Annotated in this window: 19 protein-coding genes and 1 pseudogene; 10 read left to right on the forward strand and 10 right to left on the reverse strand. The window is 51.9% G+C overall.

Annotated elements, in window-relative coordinates; translation table 11 throughout:
• Positions 1-320: 320 nt before the first annotated feature.
• The 5 genes from suhB to DB847_RS25960 all read right to left on the reverse strand — a co-directional run bounded on the left by suhB (position 321) and on the right by DB847_RS25960 (position 4,705).
• Positions 321-1,124, reverse strand: coding sequence for an inositol-1-monophosphatase (suhB, locus tag DB847_RS07035; protein ID WP_108650037.1), 804 nt, complete (start codon positions 1,122-1,124; stop codon positions 321-323).
• A 149-nt stretch (positions 1,125-1,273) separates the two neighbouring features.
• Positions 1,274-3,229, reverse strand: coding sequence for a methyl-accepting chemotaxis protein (locus tag DB847_RS07040; RefSeq protein WP_108650038.1), 1,956 nt, complete (start codon positions 3,227-3,229; stop codon positions 1,274-1,276).
• A gap of 224 nt (positions 3,230-3,453) precedes the next feature.
• Positions 3,454-3,666 carry a DUF945 family protein gene (locus tag DB847_RS07045; RefSeq protein ID WP_108650039.1) on the reverse strand — a complete coding sequence of 71 codons (213 nt, stop codon included), beginning with the start codon at positions 3,664-3,666 and terminating at the stop codon, positions 3,454-3,456.
• Positions 3,654-4,409 carry a DUF945 family protein gene (locus DB847_RS07050; protein WP_159084437.1) on the reverse strand — a complete coding sequence of 252 codons (756 nt, stop codon included), beginning with the start codon at positions 4,407-4,409 and terminating at the stop codon, positions 3,654-3,656. The genes DB847_RS07045 and DB847_RS07050 overlap by 13 nt, the downstream gene beginning before the upstream one ends.
• Positions 4,406-4,705 (reverse strand): DUF945 family protein, encoded by a 300-nt coding sequence (locus DB847_RS25960; RefSeq protein WP_108650041.1) that lies wholly within the window; start codon positions 4,703-4,705, stop codon positions 4,406-4,408. The genes DB847_RS07050 and DB847_RS25960 overlap by 4 nt, the downstream gene beginning before the upstream one ends.
• 178 nt (positions 4,706-4,883) lie before the next feature.
• Here DB847_RS25960 and DB847_RS07060 point away from each other — a divergent pair, with 178 nt between their 5' ends.
• From DB847_RS07060 to DB847_RS07080, 5 genes and pseudogenes are all read left to right on the forward strand, one after another.
• Complete coding sequence (locus DB847_RS07060; RefSeq protein ID WP_108650042.1) at positions 4,884-5,645, forward strand: substrate-binding periplasmic protein; 762 nt, start codon at positions 4,884-4,886, stop codon at positions 5,643-5,645.
• Between the two features lie 80 nt (positions 5,646-5,725).
• A pseudogene (locus tag DB847_RS07065) lies at positions 5,726-6,750 on the forward strand (NfeD family protein); the annotation flags it as partial.
• Between the two features lie 60 nt (positions 6,751-6,810).
• Positions 6,811-7,041, forward strand: a complete 231-nt coding sequence (locus DB847_RS26825; protein ID WP_456073090.1) for an NfeD family protein — start codon at positions 6,811-6,813, stop codon at positions 7,039-7,041.
• Positions 7,023-7,802, forward strand: a complete 780-nt coding sequence (locus DB847_RS07075) for a slipin family protein (RefSeq protein ID WP_108650045.1) — start codon at positions 7,023-7,025, stop codon at positions 7,800-7,802. The genes DB847_RS26825 and DB847_RS07075 overlap by 19 nt, the downstream gene beginning before the upstream one ends.
• Before the next feature lie 93 nt (positions 7,803-7,895).
• Positions 7,896-9,068, forward strand: coding sequence for an ROK family protein (locus DB847_RS07080; protein ID WP_108650046.1), 1,173 nt, complete (start codon positions 7,896-7,898; stop codon positions 9,066-9,068).
• Here the strand turns inward: DB847_RS07080 and DB847_RS07085 are convergent.
• Both DB847_RS07085 and adhE read right to left on the reverse strand, forming a co-directional pair.
• A complete protein-coding gene (locus tag DB847_RS07085; RefSeq protein ID WP_108650047.1) occupies positions 9,052-10,371 on the reverse strand; it encodes an HD-GYP domain-containing protein in 1,320 nt (439 codons plus the stop codon). The genes DB847_RS07080 and DB847_RS07085 overlap by 17 nt on opposite strands.
• Positions 10,372-10,478: 107 nt before the next feature.
• Positions 10,479-13,127: a bifunctional acetaldehyde-CoA/alcohol dehydrogenase gene (gene adhE, locus DB847_RS07090; protein ID WP_108650048.1), complete on the reverse strand. Its 2,649-nt coding sequence runs from the start codon at positions 13,125-13,127 to the stop codon at positions 10,479-10,481.
• A 1,177-nt stretch (positions 13,128-14,304) separates the two neighbouring features.
• Here adhE and DB847_RS07095 point away from each other — a divergent pair.
• The 5 genes from DB847_RS07095 to oppF all read left to right on the forward strand — a co-directional run bounded on the left by DB847_RS07095 (position 14,305) and on the right by oppF (position 19,980).
• Positions 14,305-15,933, forward strand: coding sequence for an ABC transporter substrate-binding protein (locus DB847_RS07095; protein WP_108650049.1), 1,629 nt, complete (start codon positions 14,305-14,307; stop codon positions 15,931-15,933).
• A gap of 74 nt (positions 15,934-16,007) precedes the next feature.
• Complete coding sequence (oppB, locus tag DB847_RS07100; protein WP_108650050.1) at positions 16,008-16,928, forward strand: oligopeptide ABC transporter permease OppB; 921 nt, start codon at positions 16,008-16,010, stop codon at positions 16,926-16,928.
• Positions 16,929-16,941: 13 nt separating this feature from the next.
• Complete coding sequence (gene oppC, locus DB847_RS07105) at positions 16,942-17,850, forward strand: oligopeptide ABC transporter permease OppC (RefSeq protein ID WP_108650051.1); 909 nt, start codon at positions 16,942-16,944, stop codon at positions 17,848-17,850.
• Positions 17,851-17,860: 10 nt separating this feature from the next.
• Positions 17,861-18,844 (forward strand): oligopeptide ABC transporter ATP-binding protein OppD, encoded by a 984-nt coding sequence (gene oppD, locus DB847_RS07110; RefSeq protein ID WP_108650052.1) that lies wholly within the window; start codon positions 17,861-17,863, stop codon positions 18,842-18,844.
• Positions 18,844-19,980, forward strand: a complete 1,137-nt coding sequence (gene oppF, locus DB847_RS07115) for a murein tripeptide/oligopeptide ABC transporter ATP binding protein OppF (RefSeq protein ID WP_456073086.1) — start codon at positions 18,844-18,846, stop codon at positions 19,978-19,980. The genes oppD and oppF overlap by 1 nt, the downstream gene beginning before the upstream one ends.
• Here the strand turns inward: oppF and DB847_RS07120 are convergent.
• The 3 genes from DB847_RS07120 to DB847_RS07130 are packed head-to-tail and all read right to left on the reverse strand — an operon-like array spanning position 19,891 to position 22,234.
• Positions 19,891-20,637 carry a substrate-binding periplasmic protein gene (locus DB847_RS07120; protein ID WP_159084440.1) on the reverse strand — a complete coding sequence of 249 codons (747 nt, stop codon included), beginning with the start codon at positions 20,635-20,637 and terminating at the stop codon, positions 19,891-19,893. The two genes, oppF and DB847_RS07120, sit on opposite strands and share 90 nt — an antisense overlap.
• Before the next feature lie 41 nt (positions 20,638-20,678).
• The gene (locus DB847_RS07125) at positions 20,679-21,476 is read right to left on the reverse strand and encodes a substrate-binding periplasmic protein (protein WP_108652927.1); all 798 of its coding nucleotides are present in this window, start codon (positions 21,474-21,476) and stop codon (positions 20,679-20,681) included.
• Positions 21,473-22,234: a substrate-binding periplasmic protein gene (locus tag DB847_RS07130; RefSeq protein ID WP_108650054.1), complete on the reverse strand. Its 762-nt coding sequence runs from the start codon at positions 22,232-22,234 to the stop codon at positions 21,473-21,475. Before DB847_RS07130 ends, DB847_RS07125 begins: the two co-directional genes overlap by 4 nt.
• Positions 22,235-22,274: the final 40 nt, after the last annotated feature.

A 22,274-nucleotide genomic window follows, 5' to 3' on the forward strand; every position in this document is an offset into this window, starting at 1 on the left:
TAAACCGGTTCATCTCATGAAAGCAGCTTTGACTTTGATCGCTGACTCGCAAGTCACATCCATGTTGCTCTACTGCATCGATTATCTTCCCTGATAATCTTTTCCAGTTCAGCCTCCCTGCTTCTCGCTACGTTGCATTGCAACTCCACCCTTGCTGCAGAAGGTCAGCTTAACAAAGCTCAAAGCAGCACTTGAACTTGAGGGGCGCGAATAATTACCCGGATTAAACCAAAAATGCTCTAGATTGTTGAATTGGAGGGTGTACTGTGATCAAAAAAGGCAAGCCGCAGCTTGCCTTTTGATTCGACCTGAACTTTAAATTAGCGCTTGAGAGAGTCGGTCAGATGCTCGCGCATCTTACCCAGCAGCGCCTTAACGATACGTGGATTCCCCACGACCAGGTTGCCGCTCTTCTCAAAGTTGTGGCCACCGACAAAATCGGTGACGATTGCACCCGCTTCACGAGCGATCAGCTCACCGGCAGCGCTGTCCCAGGGCTTGAGACCAATTTCCCAGAAGCCATCGTAACGGCCCGCTGCAACATAAGCCAGATCCAGGGCTGCAGAGCCCGCACGGCGAATATCAGAGCATTCGGTAAACAGGGAGTGGAAGATATTCATATAGGCATCCATATGCGCCTTCTGGCGGAATGGGAAGCCGGTCGCCAGCAGGGTACCGCTCAGCTCACGGGCCTGGCCGGTACGAATGCGATAGCCGTTTAGCTGTGCTCCCGCGCCACGGCTGGCAGTGAAGAGCTCATCACGGATCGGATCATAGATCACCGCCTGCTCTGTTTTACCGCGATAACGCAGTGCAATAGAGACAGAAAAGTGGGGGACGCCCTTGGCGAAGTTAGTGGTGCCATCCAGAGGGTCGATGATCCATTGATAGTCTGAATTTTCAGCACTCAGCTGGCCAGACTCTTCACCCAGGATGCAGTGATCCGGGTAGGCCTTTTTCAGTGTGCTGATGATGACTGCTTCAGCCTCTTTGTCTACGTTGGTGACAAAGTCGTTGGCACCTTTTTGCATAACCTCAACGTTTTCAGGTTGAGAGAAGGACTTAGCAATGACATTACCGGCGTTGCGGGCAGCACGCACGGCGATATTCAGCATCGGATGCATAGATTCCTCATTGGATTTTAAAGAACGGACGATCAGGATGCGCGATTATAAACAGCTCCTGTGGAGAAGGCAATCTACTTTGTTGAATTTTTAGTCTAAAAAATAGACAGAGATGGGTTAAAAAGGGGCCGATTGGCCCCTTTGGGAGTTTAGGATTTAAAGCGCCCAACCAGGCTATTGAGCTCTCCGGCGAGATCAGACAGGGAGCTTGAGTTGCTCTGAGCACTGCCTGCTACTTCGGAGACCAGCCCTGCATCTGTGTGGATCTGCTCAATGTGGCGGTTGATCTCTTCTGCGACCTGGTGCTGCTCTTCGGCGGCAGCGGCAATCTGAGTATTCATATCCTTGATCACAGTGACCGAGTTCTGAATATTGCTGAAAGCCTCCTGAACTCTGCCGGTGGAGGATACTGTATCTTCTGACTTATTGAGACTCTGGTTCATCTGGCCGGCAACCTCGCGGGTCTTCTTCGCCAGTTTTTCGAGAAGATCGTTGATCTCTTCGGTGGAGTCTGAGGTACGCTGAGCCAGGGCGCGAACCTCATCGGCGACCACGGCGAAGCCTCGGCCCTGCTCACCGGCGCGGGCTGCCTCAATCGCGGCGTTCAGAGCCAGCAGGTTGGTCTGCTCGGCGATACCGCGGATGGTATCCAGGATGGTGGTGATATTATTACTCTCCTGCTCGAGCTGGTGGATGGCGTCTGCAGACTCCTTGATGGCGCCACTGAGTTCTCCGACAGAGTTGACGGTGTCACTGATGAGGGTTTGTCCCTCTTGGGTCTGTTGCTGCCCCTCTTCGGCAGACTCGGCAGCCTGAACACAGTTTCTGGCAACCTCATTGGCGGTTGCCACCATCTCATGGAAAGCGGTTGAAACCATATCCACGGCCTGGGACTGGCGCCCTGCAGCATCTGTCATTTCGGTTGAGATCCCGGTGGCTTGCTCCGAGGCATCTCCGACCTGAACAGAGGCACCCTTTATATCTGTCACCAGGTTACGGATACTGGAGAGGAAGCGGTTAAAGTTATCAGCGAGCTGAGCGGTTTCATCTTTACCCTTGATGTCGATGGTGCGGCGCAGATCTCCTTCACCCTCGGCAATTTCATGCAAGCTACTGGTGACCTGGCGGATTGGATTGGCTATCAGTTGAGCCAGGACACCACCGAGCAGAGCAAACAAAATGGCTAAGATGATACCGATTACCATGATGGTATAGGTGATCTGGTTGGCACTGGCCATGATTTCGGACTTATCGATCAGGCCAATAAACTTCCAGCCCAGGGAGGGGGAGACATAGACGTTGACCATCATGTCAGTCCCATTGAGCTCAAGCTCCGCTGCGCCTGAGTCCATGCTTCCCAGTTTCTGGTAGGCTGCACCGAGCTCATTAATCTTTTTGAAGTTATGCTCCGGGTTTGAGGCATCTACCAGGATATTACCCGTGTCTTCAACCAGCATCAGGTAGCCGGTTTTTCCCAGCTTAATTTTTTTGATGATGTTGGTCAGCCCCTTGAGTGATACATCGATCCCTATGGTTCCTCCGGGTTGCCCATTTTTAAGGTTAAAGGAGCGAACCGAGCTGACTAACACTGCATCATCCACATCATAGTAATAGGCCTCGGTGCGGATCACCTGACCAGAGCCATCCTGCCCGCTTTTATACCAGGGGCGAATGCGCGGGTCATAATTCCCCCGGGTATCTCCCTTGGGCCATTGGATGTAACCGCCATTCACTGTTCCCAGGTAGATGTAGGCGTACCCCGGATGCGAGTCACCGAAGGTTTTAAACTGTTTGAAGATCTGACTTTCAAGGCCGCCGTTCTGATCCGGAGTCATCGGGCCCTTAGGGGCATTCATATAATCGGTAATGCTCTCATCGATCGCCAGGATCAGGGGATCGGTGGCGAAGAAATTGACATTTTCAGTGATGGTCTGGAAGTAGATATCCAGAGCATTATCGACCTGGCGAATTTCACGTGTGCTTGAGTTCGCAAACTGTTCCTGGGCTTCGGTTCTTAGTTTGTTGACCACAAACAGCGAAATGATCAACAGCGGCAGTATGGTGGTGGCAAGAAAAGCCAAGATTAACTTCTGTTTGATACTCATAGCTAGTTCCCTGCTAATGACTCAGGCGGTTCTCATTTCAGTATAGACAGGGTTCGGGAAGCTGTTTAACTCTGGACTCTATTGAGTTAGTGGGTTCAGGCTTATCTTCAAAGAGGATGGAGTGATTGTGCCGGAGAAACAGCTTAACCGAGCGGGGACTCACGTGGGCGGCTGACTTGAGATTGATGAGCGGCGCTAGCATTGCAGCGCCGCCAGGAGGAGGCTTATTTCACCTCGGGAAACATCATAGGACGACCATTGAGGCTCATTTTTCCCTGTTGGTAGCTAAAGTCCAGATTCAGCCGATCGTCTTTGGCGATCAGAACACCTTTCGCAACCGCATGCTTAAGGCTGGCGCCAAACCCATTAATCACCTCCAGCTTCTGTGGCAAAGACAAAGAGATAGATGCCTGGCTATGGCTTATCAGGGCAAACATGGGGGGATCTGAGATTGACTGTCATCCCGAAGCTTTAGCTCGCCCTTGCCGGAGATGGCTCCCCAGGGAGACTGACTGCTGAGCTGATGTATGGTCAGGTTCAGCCCATGGCTCAATACTTTCATTCCCACCTGCATGTTTTGTTGCTGCATCTGCTGGGGTGTCAGGCTGGCGAGGGACTGCTGATAGGCTGCAAGCTCCTCTGGGCTGGGGAGTTTGAGATCGGCCAGAGTCAGATTTAACTTGCTGTCCTTAAACTGATGCTTGGGATCATTAAATTGCAGCTTATCGACAGCCAGTTTCAGGTGACTGGTCAGGCGCTGACTGTCAGACCATTGGTTATCGAGATTGACCTTGAGCTGTTCAAGTTTGGATTGCTTTTTATCGACATGAGCACTCCACTTTTCGAGGGTCAGCCGCATCTTTGAGCTATGCTCCATGATCCCGCTTGCCTTGCTGGCGAATCCTTTCAGGCTTTGCTGCACTCCGTTGACCCTGAGGTCAAACTCTTGCAGGTGCGCACTGGATTGAAATTCCTTACTTCTAAGGTTGATGGAGAAGTGGCCATCGAGAGGGGTCGAATGGATACTGAGATCTTTCTCCTGGTAATTGGCAGGCGCCAAACGCCAGCTATTTGTATAGGTTCCAAGAGCCGTCAGAGACTCCTGGATCCTGACCGGTGTCTTGGTTCCAAACAGTTGCTTAAGCTGCTTGGAAAGCTCGGGATCTACCGCATGGATCACCGACTCCCCCGGGTATAAAAAGGCAGGTATTTGAGCTGAGTCACGATCTCAAACTGTAGTGGCTTATCCTGCAACAGGTTCTTGTTGATCTGCAGGTGGGTAACAATCTTTGCGCCTAAAAGGGAGTTATCAAAAGATACCGGGGTTAGCTGATAGCTATGACCTTTCAGGTTTGCCTGAGTCAGGAGGTTTTGGTAGCTGTCTTTGGCATGAGAGCTGGTATACCAGATACTGCCTGCAGCCAGGATCAGTATCAACAGGATAATCGACAGAGCAATCTTATAGCTTGAGCGCATCGGTGGCTCCTTGTAAAAACGTTGCGGCTAGGATAGGAGATCCCCAGACTTTTTCAAAGTAATTCACGGTTATCCCTGAAAAAGAGGACTGACAGGGGCCTGGCAAACAGGGCATGGGTTCGCTATCGGCGGGTTGCTTGGCTATCTTTTGACTAAAAGGAGCTTTGAGATCAGTTCGATGAAATGGATGCTGTTACTGCTTGGGATCTATAGCCATTTCTGCCTGGCAATGAAGGTTGAGATCGCCAATGGTGAGTGGCCCCCCTGGAACTCAGCAAAAATTGATGGGGGAGGACTCGCGTCACAGATCGTGCGTCAGGCTTTTGTCCGGGAGGGGGTGAAGGTCGAATACCATTTTATGTCTTGGGATAAGGGGTTTGAGATGGCTCGCCAGGGCAAGCTCGATGCCACCATCGGCTGGATCTATTCTGAGAAACGGGCTCAGGATTTTTATTTCAGTACCCCGATTTTTGCGGCTAATAATTACTGGTTTTATCGAAAAGACAACTCAAATACCCCCTTTGACTGGGAGGCCCTGGATAAGATCAAGACTCTGCGCCTTGGCATGACCAAGGGATACCTGTACGGAGAGGAGTTTAATGAGCTCAGTCGTCACTCCGGAGTGACTGTGACCGAGCTGGCGAGTGACAAGGAGGGTTTTGAAAAACTAAACAGCGGTAAGATCGATCTGTTTCCGGTCAACCTGTGTGTCGGTTACTTCCTGATCCGAACCTATTTTCCCGCTGAGTTCAGCAGCTTCTCTCATGCTCCGACTCCCATCTCTGTGTTCGATCACTATCTGCTTTTTAGTAAGAAGTCGCCCAATAGTAGGAAATTGGTAGAGATCTTTAATTCCGGGATGGAGAAACTTAAAAAGAGCAGGTTCCTGCACAAAGTGGGTCGAAAGTGCTTTAGCTCCTGGCAGATGAGTAATGATTGAAAGGTTGGACATCGCAGTCTGGTGGATTCGGGGAGTCCAGAGGCATGCCCTGTCGTAATACGAGGCAAAGGAGTCTTGTTATGTGTCGATGGCTGGGGAGCGTGGCTCTGTTGCTGCTCTGGAGCTTTTGTGTCAGATCGGAGATCCTGCTACTCAAGGTCGATGGTGCCATCAGTCCGGGAGTGGCCCGCTATCTTAATCAACAGTTACAGCAAGCCCAGCAGCAGCCAGAGCCTCCGGAGCTGGTGGTCATTGGTCTCAACACCCCGGGAGGCTTTGTCACATCGCTGCGCCAGATCAACCAGGATATTCTGAGTTCCCAAATCCCCATTGCTATCTATGTCTCCCCCAGCGGAGCGCGGGCGATGAGCGCCGGGACCTATATGCTTTACGCGGCCCATATCGCGGCGATGGCTCCGGCAACCACTCTGGGGGCAGCGACCCCTGTGTCATTTTCTGTGATCCCGCAGCAGGCAGAGAAATCAAAACAGGCTGAGATGCAGCAGCAAACGATGCAACGCAAGATCAGAAATGACGCCATCGCTTATTTAAGATCTCTTGCCAAACTCAGGGGACGTAACCACCAGTGGGCTGAGCAGGCGATTACCGAGTCGGCAACCCTTTCCAGTGAAGAGGCTCATGAGCTGGGGGTGATTGAGCATGTCTCACCGACCCTCAGCAGCTTGATTGACACCCTTGAAGGGCGGGAGGTCAAGGTTGGGGATAAGGCTGTAGTGCTCAATCTCAGGGACCAGAGGATTCGTGAGGTCACACCGGACTGGCAGCATCAGCTATTGATTTTCATCAGTGATCCCAATGTGGCTTATCTGCTGCTGATGATTGGGGTCTTCGGCATTTTTATTGAAATTTATACTCCGGGCATGGGATTGCCGGGGATTTTGGGAGGGATCTGCCTGCTGATGGCTCTCTATACATTTAGTGCCTTGCCGTTGACCGGTACCGGGATTGCCCTGCTGCTGTTCGGGCTGGTGCTGTGGGGGCAGAGGCGATGCGTCCGGGACTCGGCGTGTTTGGGCTGGGGGGGACGCTGGCCCTGGTGGTGGGCTCCCTGTTACTGATTGATAGTGATCGCACCCAGCTGACCATCGCCTGGCCCGTTGTGGCAGCCGTTGCCGTTGCCGGAACTGTGTTCTTGCTGGTGGTGATGCGTCTTCTCTATCGGGAGCGTCACCAGCTGCCGGTGAGTGGATCTGAGAGCTTCATCGGTAAACCTGCCGAGGCGGTTTTTGATTTTAAGACTGAGGGGGAAGTCTGGTTTGAGGGGGAACGCTGGAAAGCGGTAAGCCTGGTACCGGTTAATCGGGGAGATCAACTACGAGTAATCGGGCGACGGGGTTTGATATTGGAGGTTGAGTCATGGGACCAACAAGCATAGAGCTTTGGGGATATTTCCCCGCAATACTACTAATTCTGGTTATCCTGTTTCTGTTTGCCGCGCTTAGGATCCTGCGTGAATATGAGCGTGGTGTGGTGTTTTTGCTGGGACGTTTTTATCGGGTAAAGGGACCAGGGCTGGTGATCATTATTCCCTTCATTCAGCAGATGGTTCGGGTGGATCTTCGAACCATAGTGATGGACGTTCCGACACAGGATGTGATCTCCCGGGATAATGTGTCGGTGAAGGTCAACGCGGTGATCTATTTTCGGGTAATAGAGCCTCAGCCTGCGATTATCCAGGTTGAAAACTATTTGGATGCGACCAGCCAGCTGGCACAGACTACTCTGCGTTCGGTATTGGGGCAGCATGAGCTGGATGAGATGCTGGCTTCCCGGGAGATCCTGAACCGGGATATTCAGAAGATCCTCGATCAGCACACCGACTGCTGGGGGATCAAGGTCTCCAATGTGGAGATCAAGCATGTCGATCTCGATGAATCGATGATCCGGGCCATTGCACGCCAGGCCGAAGCTGAGCGGGCACGCCGGGCAAAAGTAATTCATGCAGATGGCGAGATGCAGGCATCACAAAAGCTGTTGGAGGCAGCGCAAACCCTCAGTCAACAACCCGAGGCGATTCAGCTCAGGTACCTACAGACATTGACGGAGATTGCCGGAGATAAGAGTAACACCATAGTCTTTCCGCTTCCGGTTGAGTTAATGACCCAGCTTCTCAAAAATGCTTCCAGGCAGTCCTGAGTATGGATAGGCTCTGTTATTTCAACAGAGCCTGGGGCTTAGCCAGCTAAGGCGCTAGAATAGAGGGGGTCATTATAGTTCTGAGGGGTGGGAGTGAGTACCAAGAGTGATACGGCCAAGGTGCGCCAACATAATCTGGGACTTGTTTATCAGGTCATCGATCACCATCAGCCTCTTTCACGAACCGAGCTGTCGCGCCTCAGTGGGTTATCGACGGCCAGCATTACCAAAATATCCCGGGAGCTACTCGATGCTCGGGTGATCCGAGAGTGTGGCGAACTGCACTCATTGCGTGGCCGGCACCCGATCTTGCTGGAGCTGGATAGCCGGCACTTCCGCTACCTGGCGATGCGCCTTGGGCGGGGGTATGTCGCCATGGCGAGCTTTGATCTCAAGGGACGGTGCCTGCGCAAAGAGCGCTACACTCTTCTCTCCAGGGAGAAAGAGTCATTGACCCGGGAGCTGTTCAGCCATCTTGAGACCTTTACCCAGAAGTATCGTGACCGCCTGCTGGCGATGGCGGTGAGCCTGCCGGGGCGGGTCGATGATGAGCAGGGCTGGGTGCATCACTTTCCTTTTTACGATATTCATGATTGGCCTCTCAAGCAGTTGCTGGAGCAGACTTTTAGCATACCTTGCTTTGTATCCAGCTCTATTCACCCCTGGATCATGGCTGAACGCGCCTGGGGGGCAGCTCAAAAGAGCCAAAATGCGCTGCTGATCCTGATCCAGGAAGATATCGGGGCGGGGGTGATCCTGGACGGACAACTGGTAAATAGTCGCCAAAGCCGGATTGGATCTCTCAATCATCTGCCAACAGCCGACGGACAGCTGCCTTGCTACTGTGGCCATCAGGGCTGCGCCCGAACCGAGGTGACAACCTCTGCACTCGAGCGGAGTTATCTGGAGCTGACGGGCGATCGCCTGTCAGCCCGCGAGATCTGTGAGCTTGCCCTGGCAGAGGAGGGGAAGGCCCGGGAGCTGTTGATCACCCTGGGCCATGAGCTGGGGGCTTTGCTGGCGACCCTGGTTATCTTTTTTAACCCACAAACTCTGCTGTTCAGCGGCGAGCTGCTTGCGGCGGCATCCATCTTGTTTCCGCTGTTTCGCCAGGAGATTTCGGCAAGGGTACCGCGAGAATACTTTGAACACCTGTCGATTGAGGCAACCTGCTTCTACGAGGATCCGACCCGCCCCACGGCGATCCTGGTTCAGGAGGCTCTGTTTGATGGATTTTTGCTCAGCAGGGTCACTCAGCCATGTTAATATCGTAGAAGTAGCAAAAACGCTCTTCAAGACGCAGAAAATCGATGGCGGCTTGGGAAAGATCATCTATCTTTGCCGGACCGGCAATGGTGATGTCACAGAGAGTGAGATCCAGAATGTCGACTCCTTCGGGTCTTTGGCCCTGCTCGAAGGGGTGCACCTTGGGCTTGAGAGGATCGTTTGGCTGGGTGCTAACCACGATCGCCGGCTTTCCGTTACTCAGGTTGACGACAGTCCCAGGGGGGTAGGGACCCATCACCTTGATCAGGGCGCTGGTCAGGGTCGGATCATACTTGTTGGAGAGCTTAAACAGCATGGCGATCACCTGATTCGGCTGCTTGCGCTTCTCGATCATCACCTGGTTTTGCTGGACATCAAAATAATCGATCAGCCCGATGAGCCGTGCCAGATCGCTAATCTCAGCCTCTTTGAGTTTATGGGGGTAGCCTGAACCATCTATTTTTTCATGGTGGTGAAGTATGGCTTCACGAACCGTGGGGGTCAGCTGTTTGAGTTGCAGGCCATCCAGGGTCTCTTTTCCATATTGAGGGTGCATCTCGAGAAAATTTTTCTCCGATTTGGTCAGCTCAGACTTTTTCTGGGTGATCTGGGTTGGAACCTTGAGTTTTCCTATGTCGTGAAGCAGGCAGACCAGCCCGGCCTCCTCTATCTTCTCTTTTTCCCAATCTGCCTCTTTGGCAACCAGCATGGCGATGAAGGTGACATTCATGCAGTGGGTCACCATGGGATCCGGAGTGCCGGGAAAGCGAATAAGATTCAAAGAGAAGGGCTCTTTATGAAACAGTATCTTTAAGGCGGTGCTACGCACCAGCTGGCTCAGGGTGGTGATACTCTCTTCGGGCTTAAGCTTGAGGTGACCGATGGCGGTTCGAAAGTCTGCCATCGCATCATTGAACTGTTTCTCAGAAAGGCGCAGCGCGCTTTTCGATTCTTTTTTCAGGCGCTCTGCTTCATCCAGTTGACGCTGTTGCTCTGCCAGCTCCGCCTGTTGCTGGGCCAGGCGAGCGGCTTCGGCTTCGGCTTCGGCCTGTGCCTGAAGCTGTTCCGGGGTAAGAATTGGTTTACCTGTGAGGGGATCGATATCCTCATCATCACTACCTGCGCCGCTCTTGTTGGGATCTATGGTGACCACATCCAACCCGAGACGATGAATCAGCTCAAGTTGATCGCTGTTTTTGATCTTGAAATTGTTAAAAAGGAAGGGGTGATCCTTCCAGCCTACAGGCAGTTTGATGTAGTGTCCGATCTTCAGAGTGTCGATAGGGATCTGCTTGTCGGCCATCCATAAGCCCTTTTTATCCTTGGTACATTCAGAGTATAAGCCAGATCAAAAAAAAGCCCACATCCGAAGATGTGGGCTTTTATTAGGAAATACAGCTAAGTGGCGAGTTATTCAGCCTCTTCAGCCTCAACTTCCTCAGTGCGCTCATAGCTCTCGACATATGGACGGCCGTAGAAGGAGTCCAGAAGAACCTGCTTGAGCTCAGTGATCAGAGGATAGCGTGGGTTTGCACCGGTACACTGGTCATCGAAGGCTTCAACAGCCAGTTCATCAACCTTAGCCAGGAAGTCTGACTCGGTCACGCCTGCGTCACGAATCGAAGCAGGGATATCCAGCTCAGCTTTCAGGCCATCCAGCCAGCTCAGTAGCTTCTCAATCTTCTGAGCAGTACGGTCACCGGCAGCGCTCAGGCCCAAGTGATCTGCAATCTCAGCATAGCGACGACGTGCCTGTGGGCGGTCGTACTGAGAGAATGCGGTCTGCTTAGTTGGGTTGTCGTTGGCGTTGTAACGGATAACGTTGCTGATCAGCAGTGCGTTCGCCAGGCCGTGTGGCAGGTGGAACTCAGCACCAATCTTGTGAGCCATTGAGTGACATACACCCAGGAAAGAGTTAGCGAACGCGATACCAGCGATGGTTGCACCATTGTGAACCTTCTCACGAGCAACGGCGTCATCCGCACCAAACTTGTAGCTGTTTGGAAGGTACTCTTTGAGGAGCTTCAGCGCTTGCAGCGCCTGGCCATCGGAGTACTCGTTTGCCAGCACAGAAACATAAGCTTCCAGAGCGTGAGTCACCGCATCAACACCACCGAACGCAGTCAGTGATTTTGGCATGTTCATCACCAGGTTGGCATCAACGATAGCCATCTGAGGAGTCAGCTCGTAGTCGGCCAGTGGGTACTTGGCGCCGGTCGCATCGTCGGTTACAACGGCAAATGGAGTCACTTCAGAGCCGGTACCTGAAGTGGTAGTGATACATACCAGTTCAGCCTTCTGACCCATTTTAGGGAACTTGTAGATACGCTTACGGATATCCATGAAGCGCATCGCCAGATCTTCGAAATGAGTCTCTGGGTGCTCATACATGACCCACATGATCTTGGCTGCATCCATTGGAGAACCACCACCCAGAGCAAGGATAACGTCTGGCTTGAAGGAGTTCATCACTTCAGCACCCTTCTTCACGATAGACAGGGTTGGATCTGCTTCTACCTCGTAGAATACTTCAACTTCCATGCCCAGCTCTTTGAGGATCTCAACAATCTCATCGGCATAACCGTTGTTGAACAGGAAGCGGTCAGTAACCAAACAAGCACGCTTCTTGCCTTCCAGATCGCCCAGTGCGATCGGCAGACAGCCGCGACGGAAGTAGATAGATTTCGGTAGTTTATGCCACAGCATGTTTTCAGCCCGCTTCGCTACAGTTTTCTTGTTGATCAGGTGCTTAGGACCCACGTTTTCAGAGATGGAGTTACCGCCCCAGGAACCACAGCCCAGAGTCAGTGACGGTGCAACGTTAAAGTTGTAAACATCTCCGATACCCCCCTGAGAGGTCGGGGTGTTGATCAGAATACGTGCGGTTTTCATGCGGTTACCGAACTCAAGAACGCGATCTTTGTTGCGATCCTGATCGGTATACAGGCCAGAGGTGTGGCCGATACCACCGAGCTCAACCATGAACTCAGCCATCTGAGTGGCTTCTTCAAAATCTTTTGCACGGAACATACCCAGGGTCGGAGAGAGCTTCTCGTGAGCGAATTCCTCTTCGACACACATCTTTTCAGCTTCACCGATCAGAACCTTGGTCCATGCAGGAACCTTAACACCTGCCATCTCGGCAATCTTGATCGCAGGCTGACCTACGATATTAGCGTTCAGGGCACCATCGATCAGCAGAACTTTACGAACCTTGTCCGCTTCGGCCTTGGACAGGACATAACCACCGTGAGAGGCGAAACGCTCTTTCACTGCGTCATATACTTCATCAACAACAATGACCGCCTGCTCGGACGCACAAACAACGCCGTTATCAAAGGTCTTAGACATCAGAACCGAGGATACGGCACGCTTGATATCCGCAGTCTCGTCGATCACTACCGGAACGTTACCCGCGCCAACACCGATCGCAGGCTTACCGGAAGAGTAAGCCGCTTTTACCATGCCAGGGCCACCGGTTGCCAGGATCAAAGCGATCTCTTCATGGTGCATCAGGGCATTCGACAGCTCTACAGAAGGTGCATCGATCCAGCCGATGATATCTTTTGGAGCGCCCGCCGCAACAGCTGCATCCAGAACCAGCTTAGCAGCAAAGTTGGTTGAGTTTTTGGCACGAGGGTGTGGAGAGAAGATAATCCCGTTACGGGTTTTCAGAGAGATAAGGGATTTGAAGATAGCAGTAGAGGTTGGGTTGGTGGTTGGAACAATACCACAGATCACCCCGGTTGGTTCGGCGATGGTGATAGTACCGTACTCTTCGCTTTCTTCCAGGATGCCGCAGGTCTGCTCATCCTTATATTTGTTGTAGATGAATTCGGAAGCGAAGTGGTTTTTGATCACCTTATCTTCGATGATACCCATTCCGGACTCTTCTACGGCCATCTGGGCCAGAGAGATACGCGCATTGTTGGCTGCCAGAGCTGCAGCGCGGAAGATCTTGTCAACCTGCTCCTGAGAATAGGTGGCAAATTCACGCTGAGCCTTTTTCACTCGCTCTACAAGAGCATTCAGTTCAGCAACATTAGTTACTGGCGTCATCGTCTTCTCCTGTTAATTTTGAAAACTGTTTAGTAAAGGTCACTACCCGCCAATCTTCCCGTGGCGACCGACAAAACCACTGTCGGTAAATACCTTTACTAAATCAGACTCCGGCTCGCATTATAGGAGCTCTCATGATCTGATGTAAAGCCACTAAACTCAGGGGGATGAATTATCATGAAACGGTTTTCAATATCATAGTCTCCATAGGCCAATGATTTTAAACGGTTTTTAATTTTATCAAACAATGAGTTTTTTTAATGAAGGGCAGGGGCGAGGGGAGTTTAAGTCGGTAACAGTTTGTATCAGATCTTTAGTCATTTATTTCTTTGCCCTAAATTAACTTGTCCGGGAACTGAAATTGAGATCTGCGTCACATTATTTTTTTTTATAATTTGCTTAGGCTATTTCATCCCAAATAAAACAGCTTAATTTCCTACGAAAATACTCAACTATTCAGTTTTGAAGTAATAAATCATCTCTGTTTTAAAGTATTCGGTGTTTTTTAGGAAAACTTGCTCACCGGCCTGCTGATGGCAGTCGCTTCTGTGGCTGCTCCAGACCTGAACGGGGCCTTTATTGGCTGAGTGTTCAGACACCCGCTGAGGTGCCGCTAAACGTCAGTCAGCCTCCCTGTTCCAGAAGTAAAGGGAGTGTAAATCCTCAGGGTATATCTGAACTTTTATCAGTTAATGCTATCTTTTTCTTCAAAAGGCCAACTTTTAATAGAATTCTCTTTTATGGGGTGTGATGGTTTATTTTTTCACTCCGGGCAACAGCGGGTAACCATCAGAATATTCAAGAAAATATCCAGGATGTGAATTCAATCCGTCAGATTAGATAAAATAAGGCTTCTGCGCGAAACAGATAAAAACCGCTGCCGTTAATTATTCTGCTTGTATGCATAAGGTATGAGTATCTATTCATGCTGTGCAGATTGCATACTTGCCATCAAATGTCTTGAGTGTTAAAAGAGATGGTGTGGTGTTCACCTAAGGTCAAGGTTTTGTTTGGTTTTTTGCGTGAATTCGCTCCTTCTCCGGTGTTCATCTGGCCTTTTTTTAGACGTTTCTATTGATTTTTCGAGTTTATACATGAATTATGCACAAAGGCGCATTTTTATGATGTTTGCCTTTTCAGTGTGACAAAGTGAAAAAATATTATTCTGGAGCGGTTGATGATATCAAACAAAAAAGCAGTGTTAACCTCACTCCTGGCAGGAACGATGGCGATGGGGCTTAGTTCAGCAACTTTTGCTGCCGATGTTCCCGCCGGGGTCAAACTTGCTAAGGTTCAGGAGATGGTTCGTAACAACGGGAGTGAGCCACAGACTCTCGATCCCCAAAAGCTCCAGGGTAATCCTGGTTCAAATGTAGCCCTGGACCTGTTTGAGGGGCTGGTCACGCCAGGGCCCCAGGGGCAGATCCTTCCCGGAGTGGCGAAAAGCTGGGAGACTAAGGATAACAAGACCTTTATCTTTCACCTGCGCAAAGATGCCAGGTGGAGTAATGGTGAGACTGTGACCGCCGATGACTTTGTGTTTGCCTGGCGGCGCCTGGTGAACCCTGCGACCGGGGCGAACTATGCCTATTATCTTGGGTTAGCTGGGGTCAAGAATGCCGATGCCATCTCGGATGGCAAGAAAAAACCGGACACCCTGGGGGTTTCTGCGCCCGATCCCCATACTCTCAGGGTGGTTCTGGAAAAACCGGTCCCCTATTTTGTGAATATGCTGACCTATCCAGCCCTGTCTCCAACGCCAGCTAAGGTGATCAAAAAGTGGGGAGATAAGTGGACCCGTCCCGAGCATATCGTCAGTAATGGTGCCTATAAGCTCAAGGGTTGGGTAGTGAACGGACACATAGATCTGGTGCGTAACCCAGATTACTGGAATAACAAGAAGACGGTGATCAACAAGGTACGCTTCCTGCCGATCGCCGATCCCAATGCGGCACTGAATCGCTATATGGCCGGTGAGCTGGATATGACCTATACGGTTCCTCTGGAGCAGTTCCACAAGCTTAAGAAAGAGTACCCTAACCAGCTTAAGGTGGTTGGGCAGATTGCCACCTATTATTACGCCTTCAATACCAAGAAAAAGCCGTTCGATGATGCGAGAGTACGTAAGGCGCTCTCCTATGCGATCGATCGTAACGCCATCACCAAGTACATTCTCGGCCAGGGACAGCTGCCGGCTTATACCTTCACCCCGGATATGACTGAAGGCTTTACTCCACCAAAGCTCAAGTGGGCCGACTGGACTCAGGCTGAGCGTAATAAGAAAGCCCAGCAGCTTCTCAAGGAGGCTGGGTATGACAAGCAGCATCCTCTGACCCTGACCATACTGTACAACACCAGCGATAACCATAAGAAGATAGCGATCGCCATCGCTTCGATGTGGAAGCAGACCCTGGGAGTCAATGCCAAGCTGGAAAACCAGGAGTGGAAGACCTTCCTGCAGACCCGTCAACAGGGAGGCTATGAGGTGGCTCGTGAGGGATGGATCGCAGATTACAACGAGCCTTCGGCGATGCTGAGCCAGCTTCAGTGTGGTATCGGCACCAATGACACCGGCTTCTGCGATTCCAACTATGACAAGGTGATGCACGAAGCGGCTGCCAGCACCAACGCACAGCAACGTAGCAAGTTCTATGATATGGCCGAGCAGATCATCGCCAAGGAGATGCCGATCGCTCCTGTCTACCAGTATGTGGTGCCGCGGATGGTGAAGCCTTATGTGGGAGGGTATCCGCATAATCCGATGGATAACATCCTGGATAAGGATCTCTACATCAAGGCTCATTAACAGCGAGTCACTGCCGATGGCAGGCCCACAAAGCCTGCCATCTGTTAGTTTGTTCAGCTTAACAGGGTAGAACTATGCTGCGTTTTATTTTTAAACGGATCCTTGAAGCGATTCCGACCTTATTGATCCTCATTACCGTGTCGTTTTTCATGATGCGACTTGCCCCGGGCAACCCCTTTTCTTCTGAGCGTGCTCTGCCGCCGGCGATCATGCACAACATTGAAGCCAAGTATGGGCTGGATAAGCCCATGTACCAGCAGTACTTCAACTATCTTGGAGGGCTTCTCAAGGGAGATTTTGGTCCCTCGTTTAAATACCAGGATTACAGTGTCAACGATCTGGTGAAAGCCGCTTTGCCGGTTTCGGTGAAGATCGGCCTGTGTGCCTTTGTGATGGCGATTGTGCTGGGGGTGTTACTCGGGATGTGCGCCGCCCTCAAGCAAAACAGTTGGCTCGACTACCTGCTGATGTCATTTTCGATGACGGGGGTGGTGATCCCAAGCTTTGTGGTTGCACCGATTCTGGTCTGGATCTTCGCCATCTGGCTAAAGTGGCTTCCCGCCGGAGGCTGGAATGGCGGAGCCTTACCCTACCTGGTGCTGCCTGTCATAGGCATGGGGCTTGCCTATATCGCCTATATCGCCCGGGTAATGCGCGGCAGCATGATTGAGGTGCTGCACTCCAACTATATCCGCACCGCCAAGGCCAAGGGGTTGTCGATGCGCTACATCATAGTGCGCCATGCCCTGCGTCCGGCGCTGCTGCCCGTGGTCTCCTTCCTGGGGCCTGCCTTTGTCGGAATTATTACCGGCTCCGTGGTGATTGAGACCATCTTTGGCCTTCCCGGGATTGGTCAGCTTTTTGTCAATGGAGCACTCAATCGTGATTACTCCATGGTGCTGGGTATCACCATATTGATCGGTTTTCTGACCATCACCTTTAATGCCATCGTCGATATTCTGTATGCCCTGATCGACCCCAAGATCCGTTATTGAGGAATGAGTCACCATGATGGTAAGTAAATCAAAAAAAGAGGCGGTGGCTAACTTTTCCGCTGAACTGGAGGTAAAAGGTCGCAGCCTGTGGCAGGATGCGATGAAGCGCTTCATGCGCAACAAGGCAGCCATGGTGAGCCTGGTGATCCTGGTTGTGGTGTTGCTGCTGGTTATTTTTGGACCCTACCTGAGTCAGTTCAGCTTTGATGCAACGGATTGGGCGGCGATGAATGCGGCCCCAAGCTGGGCGAGTGGCCACTATTTTGGTACCGACTCCCTAGGAAGAGATCTGTTTGTTCGAACCCTGATGGGCGGGAGGATCTCCATGATGGTTGGGATCCTGGGTGCCCTGGTCGCGGTGTTGATCGGGATCCTCTATGGTGCGACCTCGGGTTTTCTTGGGGGACGGACCGATCAGATCATGATGCGACTGGTGGATCTTCTCTATTCAATCCCCTTCATGTTCTTTGTGATCCTGCTGGTGACCTTTTTCGGGCGTAACATCATCCTGATCTTCGTGGCGATCGGTGCCATCTCCTGGCTGGATGTGGCGCGTATCGTTCGGGGGCAGACCCTGTCCATTAAGGGGAAGGAGTTCATTGAGGCGGCCCATGTATGTGGGGTCAGCAAGTGGAAGATGATCACCCGTCACATAGTTCCCAATGTGGTGGGGGTGGTCGCCGTTTATGCAACCCTGCTGGTTCCGAGCCTCATCATGACCGAGGCCTTCCTGAGCTTTCTGGGCTTGGGGGTTCAGGAGCCGATGACCAGTTGGGGCTCTTTGCTCAATGATGGCTCCAAGACCATGGAGGTTGCGATTTGGCAGCTGATCTTCCCGGCCCTGTTTATGGTGATCACTCTGTTTTGTTTTAATTTTATCGGGGATGGTCTGCGTGACGCCCTGGACCCGAAAGATCGCTGAGGAGTAACTGATGAATCAGTCTGTGAATGAACAACTGCTGAGCGTGCGCGATCTTCGGGTAGCCTTTGATACCGAGGATGGTCAGGTCGTCGCCGTGAATAACCTTAATTTTGAGCTCAAGGCGGGGGAGACCCTGGGAATCGTCGGGGAGTCCGGCTCGGGTAAGAGTCAGACCGCCTTCTCGCTGATGGGCCTTCTGGCTAAAAACGGAATCGTCACCGGCAGCGCCGAGTTTAATGGCCAACAGATCCTGGGGCTTAGCCCCAGGGAGCTTAATCATATCCGCGCCGAACAGATCGCGATGATCTTTCAGGATCCCATGACCTCGCTGAACCCCTATATGAAGGTGGGTAAGCAGCTGATGGAAGTGCTAATGCTGCATAAGGGCATGACCCGGAAAGAGGCCTATGCCGAATCCGTAAAGATGCTTGATGCGGTGCATATGCCAGAGGCACGCAAACGGATGAACATGTACCCCCATGAGTTTTCCGGAGGGATGCGCCAGCGGGTGATGATTGCGATGGCCCTGCTATGTCGGCCCAAGCTGCTGATCGCCGATGAGCCGACCACGGCCCTGGACGTGACGGTACAGGCGCAGATCATGGAGCTTTTGAATGAGCTCAAGCATGAGTTTAATACCGCGATCATCATGATCACCCATGATCTGGGGGTGGTGGCCGGGGTCTGTGACCGGGTGCTGGTGATGTATGCCGGGCGAACCATGGAGTATGGCACGGTGGATGATATCTTCTATCGCCCCTCTCACCCCTATACCGAGGGGTTGTTGCAGTCGGTGCCACGCATCGATACCGATGGGGACATCCTGTCGACCATACCGGGCAATCCACCAAACCCTCTGGCTTTGCCTCCGGGCTGTCCCTTCCAGGACCGTTGTCACCGGGTGATGGATGGTTGCCGGGTCGATGCTCCGCAGCTGTTACCCTTTGCGGATAAGAGGTTGCGTGCCTGCCACTGGGATTGGGAGAGTAAGTGATGAGTGAAGATAAGAAGTTATTACTCGAGGTTCAGGATCTGAAGGTCCATTTTGATATCCGCAGTGGTAAGAGCTGGCCCTGGACTCCTCCCAATAAGCTCAAGGCTGTCGATGGCGTCACTTTGCGACTCTATGAGGGTGAGACCCTGGGGGTGGTAGGTGAGTCTGGTTGTGGTAAGTCCACCTTCGTGCGTGGCATCATTGGCCTGGTGCCAACGACCGCTGGCAAGGTGGTCTGGCTGGGTCAGGATCTCACCGAGCTCAGTGAGCGAGAGATGCGCGAGAAGCGCCAGGAGATCCAGATGATATTTCAGGATCCACTGGCCTCCTTGAATCCCCGGATGACGATCGGGGATATCATCGCCGAGCCTCTTCGTACCTTCTATCCAAAGATGCCTAAGCAGCAGGTGAAGGATAAGGTTAAAGCGATGATGATGAAGGTGGGCCTGCTGCCGAACGTCATTAACCGTTACCCTCACGAGTTTTCCGGTGGTCAGTGTCAGAGGATCGGCATCGCGCGGGCCCTGATCCTGGAGCCGAAGATGGTGATCTGTGATGAGCCGGTCTCGGCCCTGGATGTGTCGATTCAGGCCCAGGTGGTGAACCTGCTCAAGGATCTGCAAAAAGAGATGGGGCTGTCTCTTATCTTTATCGCTCATGATCTCTCGGTGGTTCGTCACATCTCGGATCGGGTGCTGGTGATGTATCTGGGGAATGAGATGGAGCTTGGAGAGGTCAACAGTCTGTTTGAAAACCCGCTCCACCCCTATACCAGGGCCCTGATGTCAGCGGTGCCGATTCCGGATCCCAAGCTTGAGCGTAACAAGGAGATCCAGCTATTGGAGGGTGATCTGCCATCTCCGATCAATCCCCCTCGGGCTGTGTTTTTCGAACCCGCTGCCCCATCGCCGGGCCAGAGTGTGCCAAGACCAACCCCATGCTGGAGGGAAGCTTCAAGCACGCGGTTTCCTGCCTCAAGGTCGATCCGCTTTAAATCACAGCCTGTTCAGGTCATCAGGACAAGGCGCATCATGGATGCGCCTTTTTTATTGCTTCTGTTGAAGGTGCTGCTGGTTGCTTTGATAGCACGGGGCAAGGTATTTGGCTGCGCCGCCATCGGCGAAAACCTCCTTTAAACCCTGGTTAAACATTTTGATCCGCGTTGCGTTTTGTGGAATTTTTTTGCTCAGCAGCAGGTGGTAGGCATTTTTGAGAAGTGTCTGCCTGGTATGGGTGAACCTGTGACTATCATTGGGGAATAGCAGCTGTATTTGGTAGTAGCCGACACAGAGTTCTTGGGGAAAGAGATCAATTTTCCCATCATGCAGCCGCTTCATATTGGCTTCGTCGCTGGGCCTCCAGCTTACCCTGATGGCTTTTTGCTCGACGGCCGAATCAAACTCAGGCCCGTAATTAAACTCCAGAGTCGCGCCGATTCGGTAGGGGTTAAGCTCGCTGAGCTTACTCCACTGGATCTCCCCCAGCTCTTTGAGGTAAAAAAAGTTTTTCTGGGTGAAGTAGATGGGATCGCTATAGTAGAAATACTTCTCTCGCTCAGCCTTGCGGCTCCAGCCGGCGGTGCCGTCCCATACTCCGGCCCTGGCCAGGACATAGGAGCGCTTCCAGGGGAAGAAACCATACTCAACCCGAACCCCCTGGCTGGCAAAGGCATCTGTGATGATCTTTGAGAGAATTCCGCTATGGGGCAGGGTTTGTGAGGTGAGGGGAGGCCATTCACCATTAGTGATCCGAACCGTTTCTGCTCGAAGGCTAGTTGATAGTACGAGTCCCACCAAGAGGGGCAACCAGAGCGAGCATGCTTTGAATCGTGAAATCATGGCGCTGCCATCCTTGAGTGTTTTCGGATATTGGCATAACTGTCACCCAGACTCTTTTGGTAAATTTTATCCAGGGTGCCGTCCAGAAGCATGTCCAGCAGGATAGGGCCAAGCCTGTCGACCAGTGCGCTGTGTTTTTTATTGAAACACAGGTACAGAGGTGTGGAGTCGAGGAAAGAGTTCAATGGGCGGATCTTAACGCCGGTCTTTTTCGAGAGGATGGGGGCGGCGAAGTAATCGAGAATGATATAGTCCACCCGGTTACGATCTAACAAAAGTAGCAGCTGTTCATCCGACTTACTCAGGGTTATCTCCCAATCCAGGTGCTCGCTGATTTTAGGGGTGTAGTCATAGCCCCTCACCATGCCGACTCTCTTATCAGAGGTCTCACCCCAGCGAAAATTCGTGAGAGGACTGCCCTGCTTGACATAGGCTCCCAGAGGGTAGAAAGCGGTTGGGATCAGGGGATGGATGTAGCCTGGCAGGCTGGCATTATCCAATATTGCATCGTATTTACCGTGAATCACATCTCGCTCACAGCGGGGCCATGGAAGTTGAATAAACTCCACCTTAACATCCAGTCGCTTAAAGGCTTCCTGATAGATGGCGATTGATATCCCTCTTTCAAGCCTCTTTTCTACGGGGTTTGCGTAGGAAAAAGGGGGCCACTCGACACCACAGACTCGGATCTGGTTCTCTGCGGCATGGAGGTAACTTCCCCATAGTAATAGGCAGCCACAAACCCATTGGTTTGCAAACCTTAGTGAGGGGTTAAGCCATCCCTTGGTGATCATGCGCTTTTCCACTGACGAAAACATTTTTTCCCCATTTTGCGAAACACTCCTTTATTGGTGAGGCTGGTCATCGCCTGGTTAAAGTCCTGTAGTAATTTCGGGGTTTGAGGGTTACGCTTGCTGAAGATCAGGTGATGGTCAAAAACGGCACTGGGCGAGGGTGAGTGAGCAAACTGCATCAGTTCCTGGGGAAGTTCAGTTCGGATCAGGAAGTAGCCCACGCAGAGCTGACTGGGGAAAAGGTCAATTTCCCGGTTGAGCAGCTTTTTAAGATTAGTCACATCATCGCCGGCATAGACAATCTTGATCCCTGATTTTCCCTTGAGTGACTCAAACTCATCGCCATAGATATACCCCTTGGTGGCGCCAATGATAAGAGGTCTGTTTCGGGTTAAGTCATCCCAGTTATAGGGTTTTTTAGGGCTGTCGGCATGATAGAACCAGTAGATGCTGGTCTTGAAAATTGGCATGCTGAAGTCGAAAAACTCCGCTCGCTGTTGGCTGTACCCCCAGCTGATAGAAGCATCGAATTTACCCTGTTTAGCGAGATCAAAGGCCTCAGCCCAGGGGAAAAAGTGATACTCGGTTTGATAGCCAGCCTCGGTAAAAGCGCGGGTCACTATCTGGGAGGCGAGCCCATATCCCGGGAGCTCTTTTGAGTTCCACGGAGGCCATTCACCACTGCTGATGGTGACTACTTTTGCAGCCAGGCTAGGCAGGGTTAAGAGTCCCAACAGAAGTAGTGCGATCCATCGCATAGGGAAAGATTCCGGGTTACTGATTCCTTCTTAGAGCATA

Source organism: Dongshaea marina (assembly GCF_003072645.1).
GTDB lineage: Bacteria > Pseudomonadota > Gammaproteobacteria > Enterobacterales > Aeromonadaceae > Dongshaea > Dongshaea marina.

Excerpts from the sequence above, each read along its gene's own strand:
- suhB (WP_108650037.1), bottom strand. The coding sequence starts at position 1,124 with ATGCATCCGATGCTGAATATCGCCGTGCGTGCTGCCCGCAACGCCGGT.
- DB847_RS07040 (WP_108650038.1), bottom strand. The coding sequence starts at position 3,229 with ATGAGTATCAAACAGAAGTTAATCTTGGCTTTTCTTGCCACCACCATA.
- DB847_RS07045 (WP_108650039.1), bottom strand. The coding sequence starts at position 3,666 with ATGTTTGCCCTGATAAGCCATAGCCAGGCATCTATCTCTTTGTCTTTG.
- DB847_RS25960 (WP_108650041.1), bottom strand. The coding sequence starts at position 4,705 with ATGCGCTCAAGCTATAAGATTGCTCTGTCGATTATCCTGTTGATACTG.
- DB847_RS07060 (WP_108650042.1), top strand. The coding sequence starts at position 4,884 with ATGAAATGGATGCTGTTACTGCTTGGGATCTATAGCCATTTCTGCCTG.
- DB847_RS26825 (WP_456073090.1), top strand. The coding sequence starts at position 6,811 with ATGCGTCTTCTCTATCGGGAGCGTCACCAGCTGCCGGTGAGTGGATCT.
- DB847_RS07075 (WP_108650045.1), top strand. The coding sequence starts at position 7,023 with ATGGGACCAACAAGCATAGAGCTTTGGGGATATTTCCCCGCAATACTA.
- DB847_RS07085 (WP_108650047.1), bottom strand. The coding sequence starts at position 10,371 with ATGGCCGACAAGCAGATCCCTATCGACACTCTGAAGATCGGACACTAC.
- adhE (WP_108650048.1), bottom strand. The coding sequence starts at position 13,127 with ATGACGCCAGTAACTAATGTTGCTGAACTGAATGCTCTTGTAGAGCGA.
- DB847_RS07095 (WP_108650049.1), top strand. The coding sequence starts at position 14,305 with ATGATATCAAACAAAAAAGCAGTGTTAACCTCACTCCTGGCAGGAACG.
- oppB (WP_108650050.1), top strand. The coding sequence starts at position 16,008 with ATGCTGCGTTTTATTTTTAAACGGATCCTTGAAGCGATTCCGACCTTA.
- oppC (WP_108650051.1), top strand. The coding sequence starts at position 16,942 with ATGATGGTAAGTAAATCAAAAAAAGAGGCGGTGGCTAACTTTTCCGCT.
- oppD (WP_108650052.1), top strand. The coding sequence starts at position 17,861 with ATGAATCAGTCTGTGAATGAACAACTGCTGAGCGTGCGCGATCTTCGG.
- oppF (WP_456073086.1), top strand. The coding sequence starts at position 18,844 with ATGAGTGAAGATAAGAAGTTATTACTCGAGGTTCAGGATCTGAAGGTC.
- DB847_RS07125 (WP_108652927.1), bottom strand. The coding sequence starts at position 21,476 with ATGATCACCAAGGGATGGCTTAACCCCTCACTAAGGTTTGCAAACCAA.
- DB847_RS07130 (WP_108650054.1), bottom strand. The coding sequence starts at position 22,234 with ATGCGATGGATCGCACTACTTCTGTTGGGACTCTTAACCCTGCCTAGC.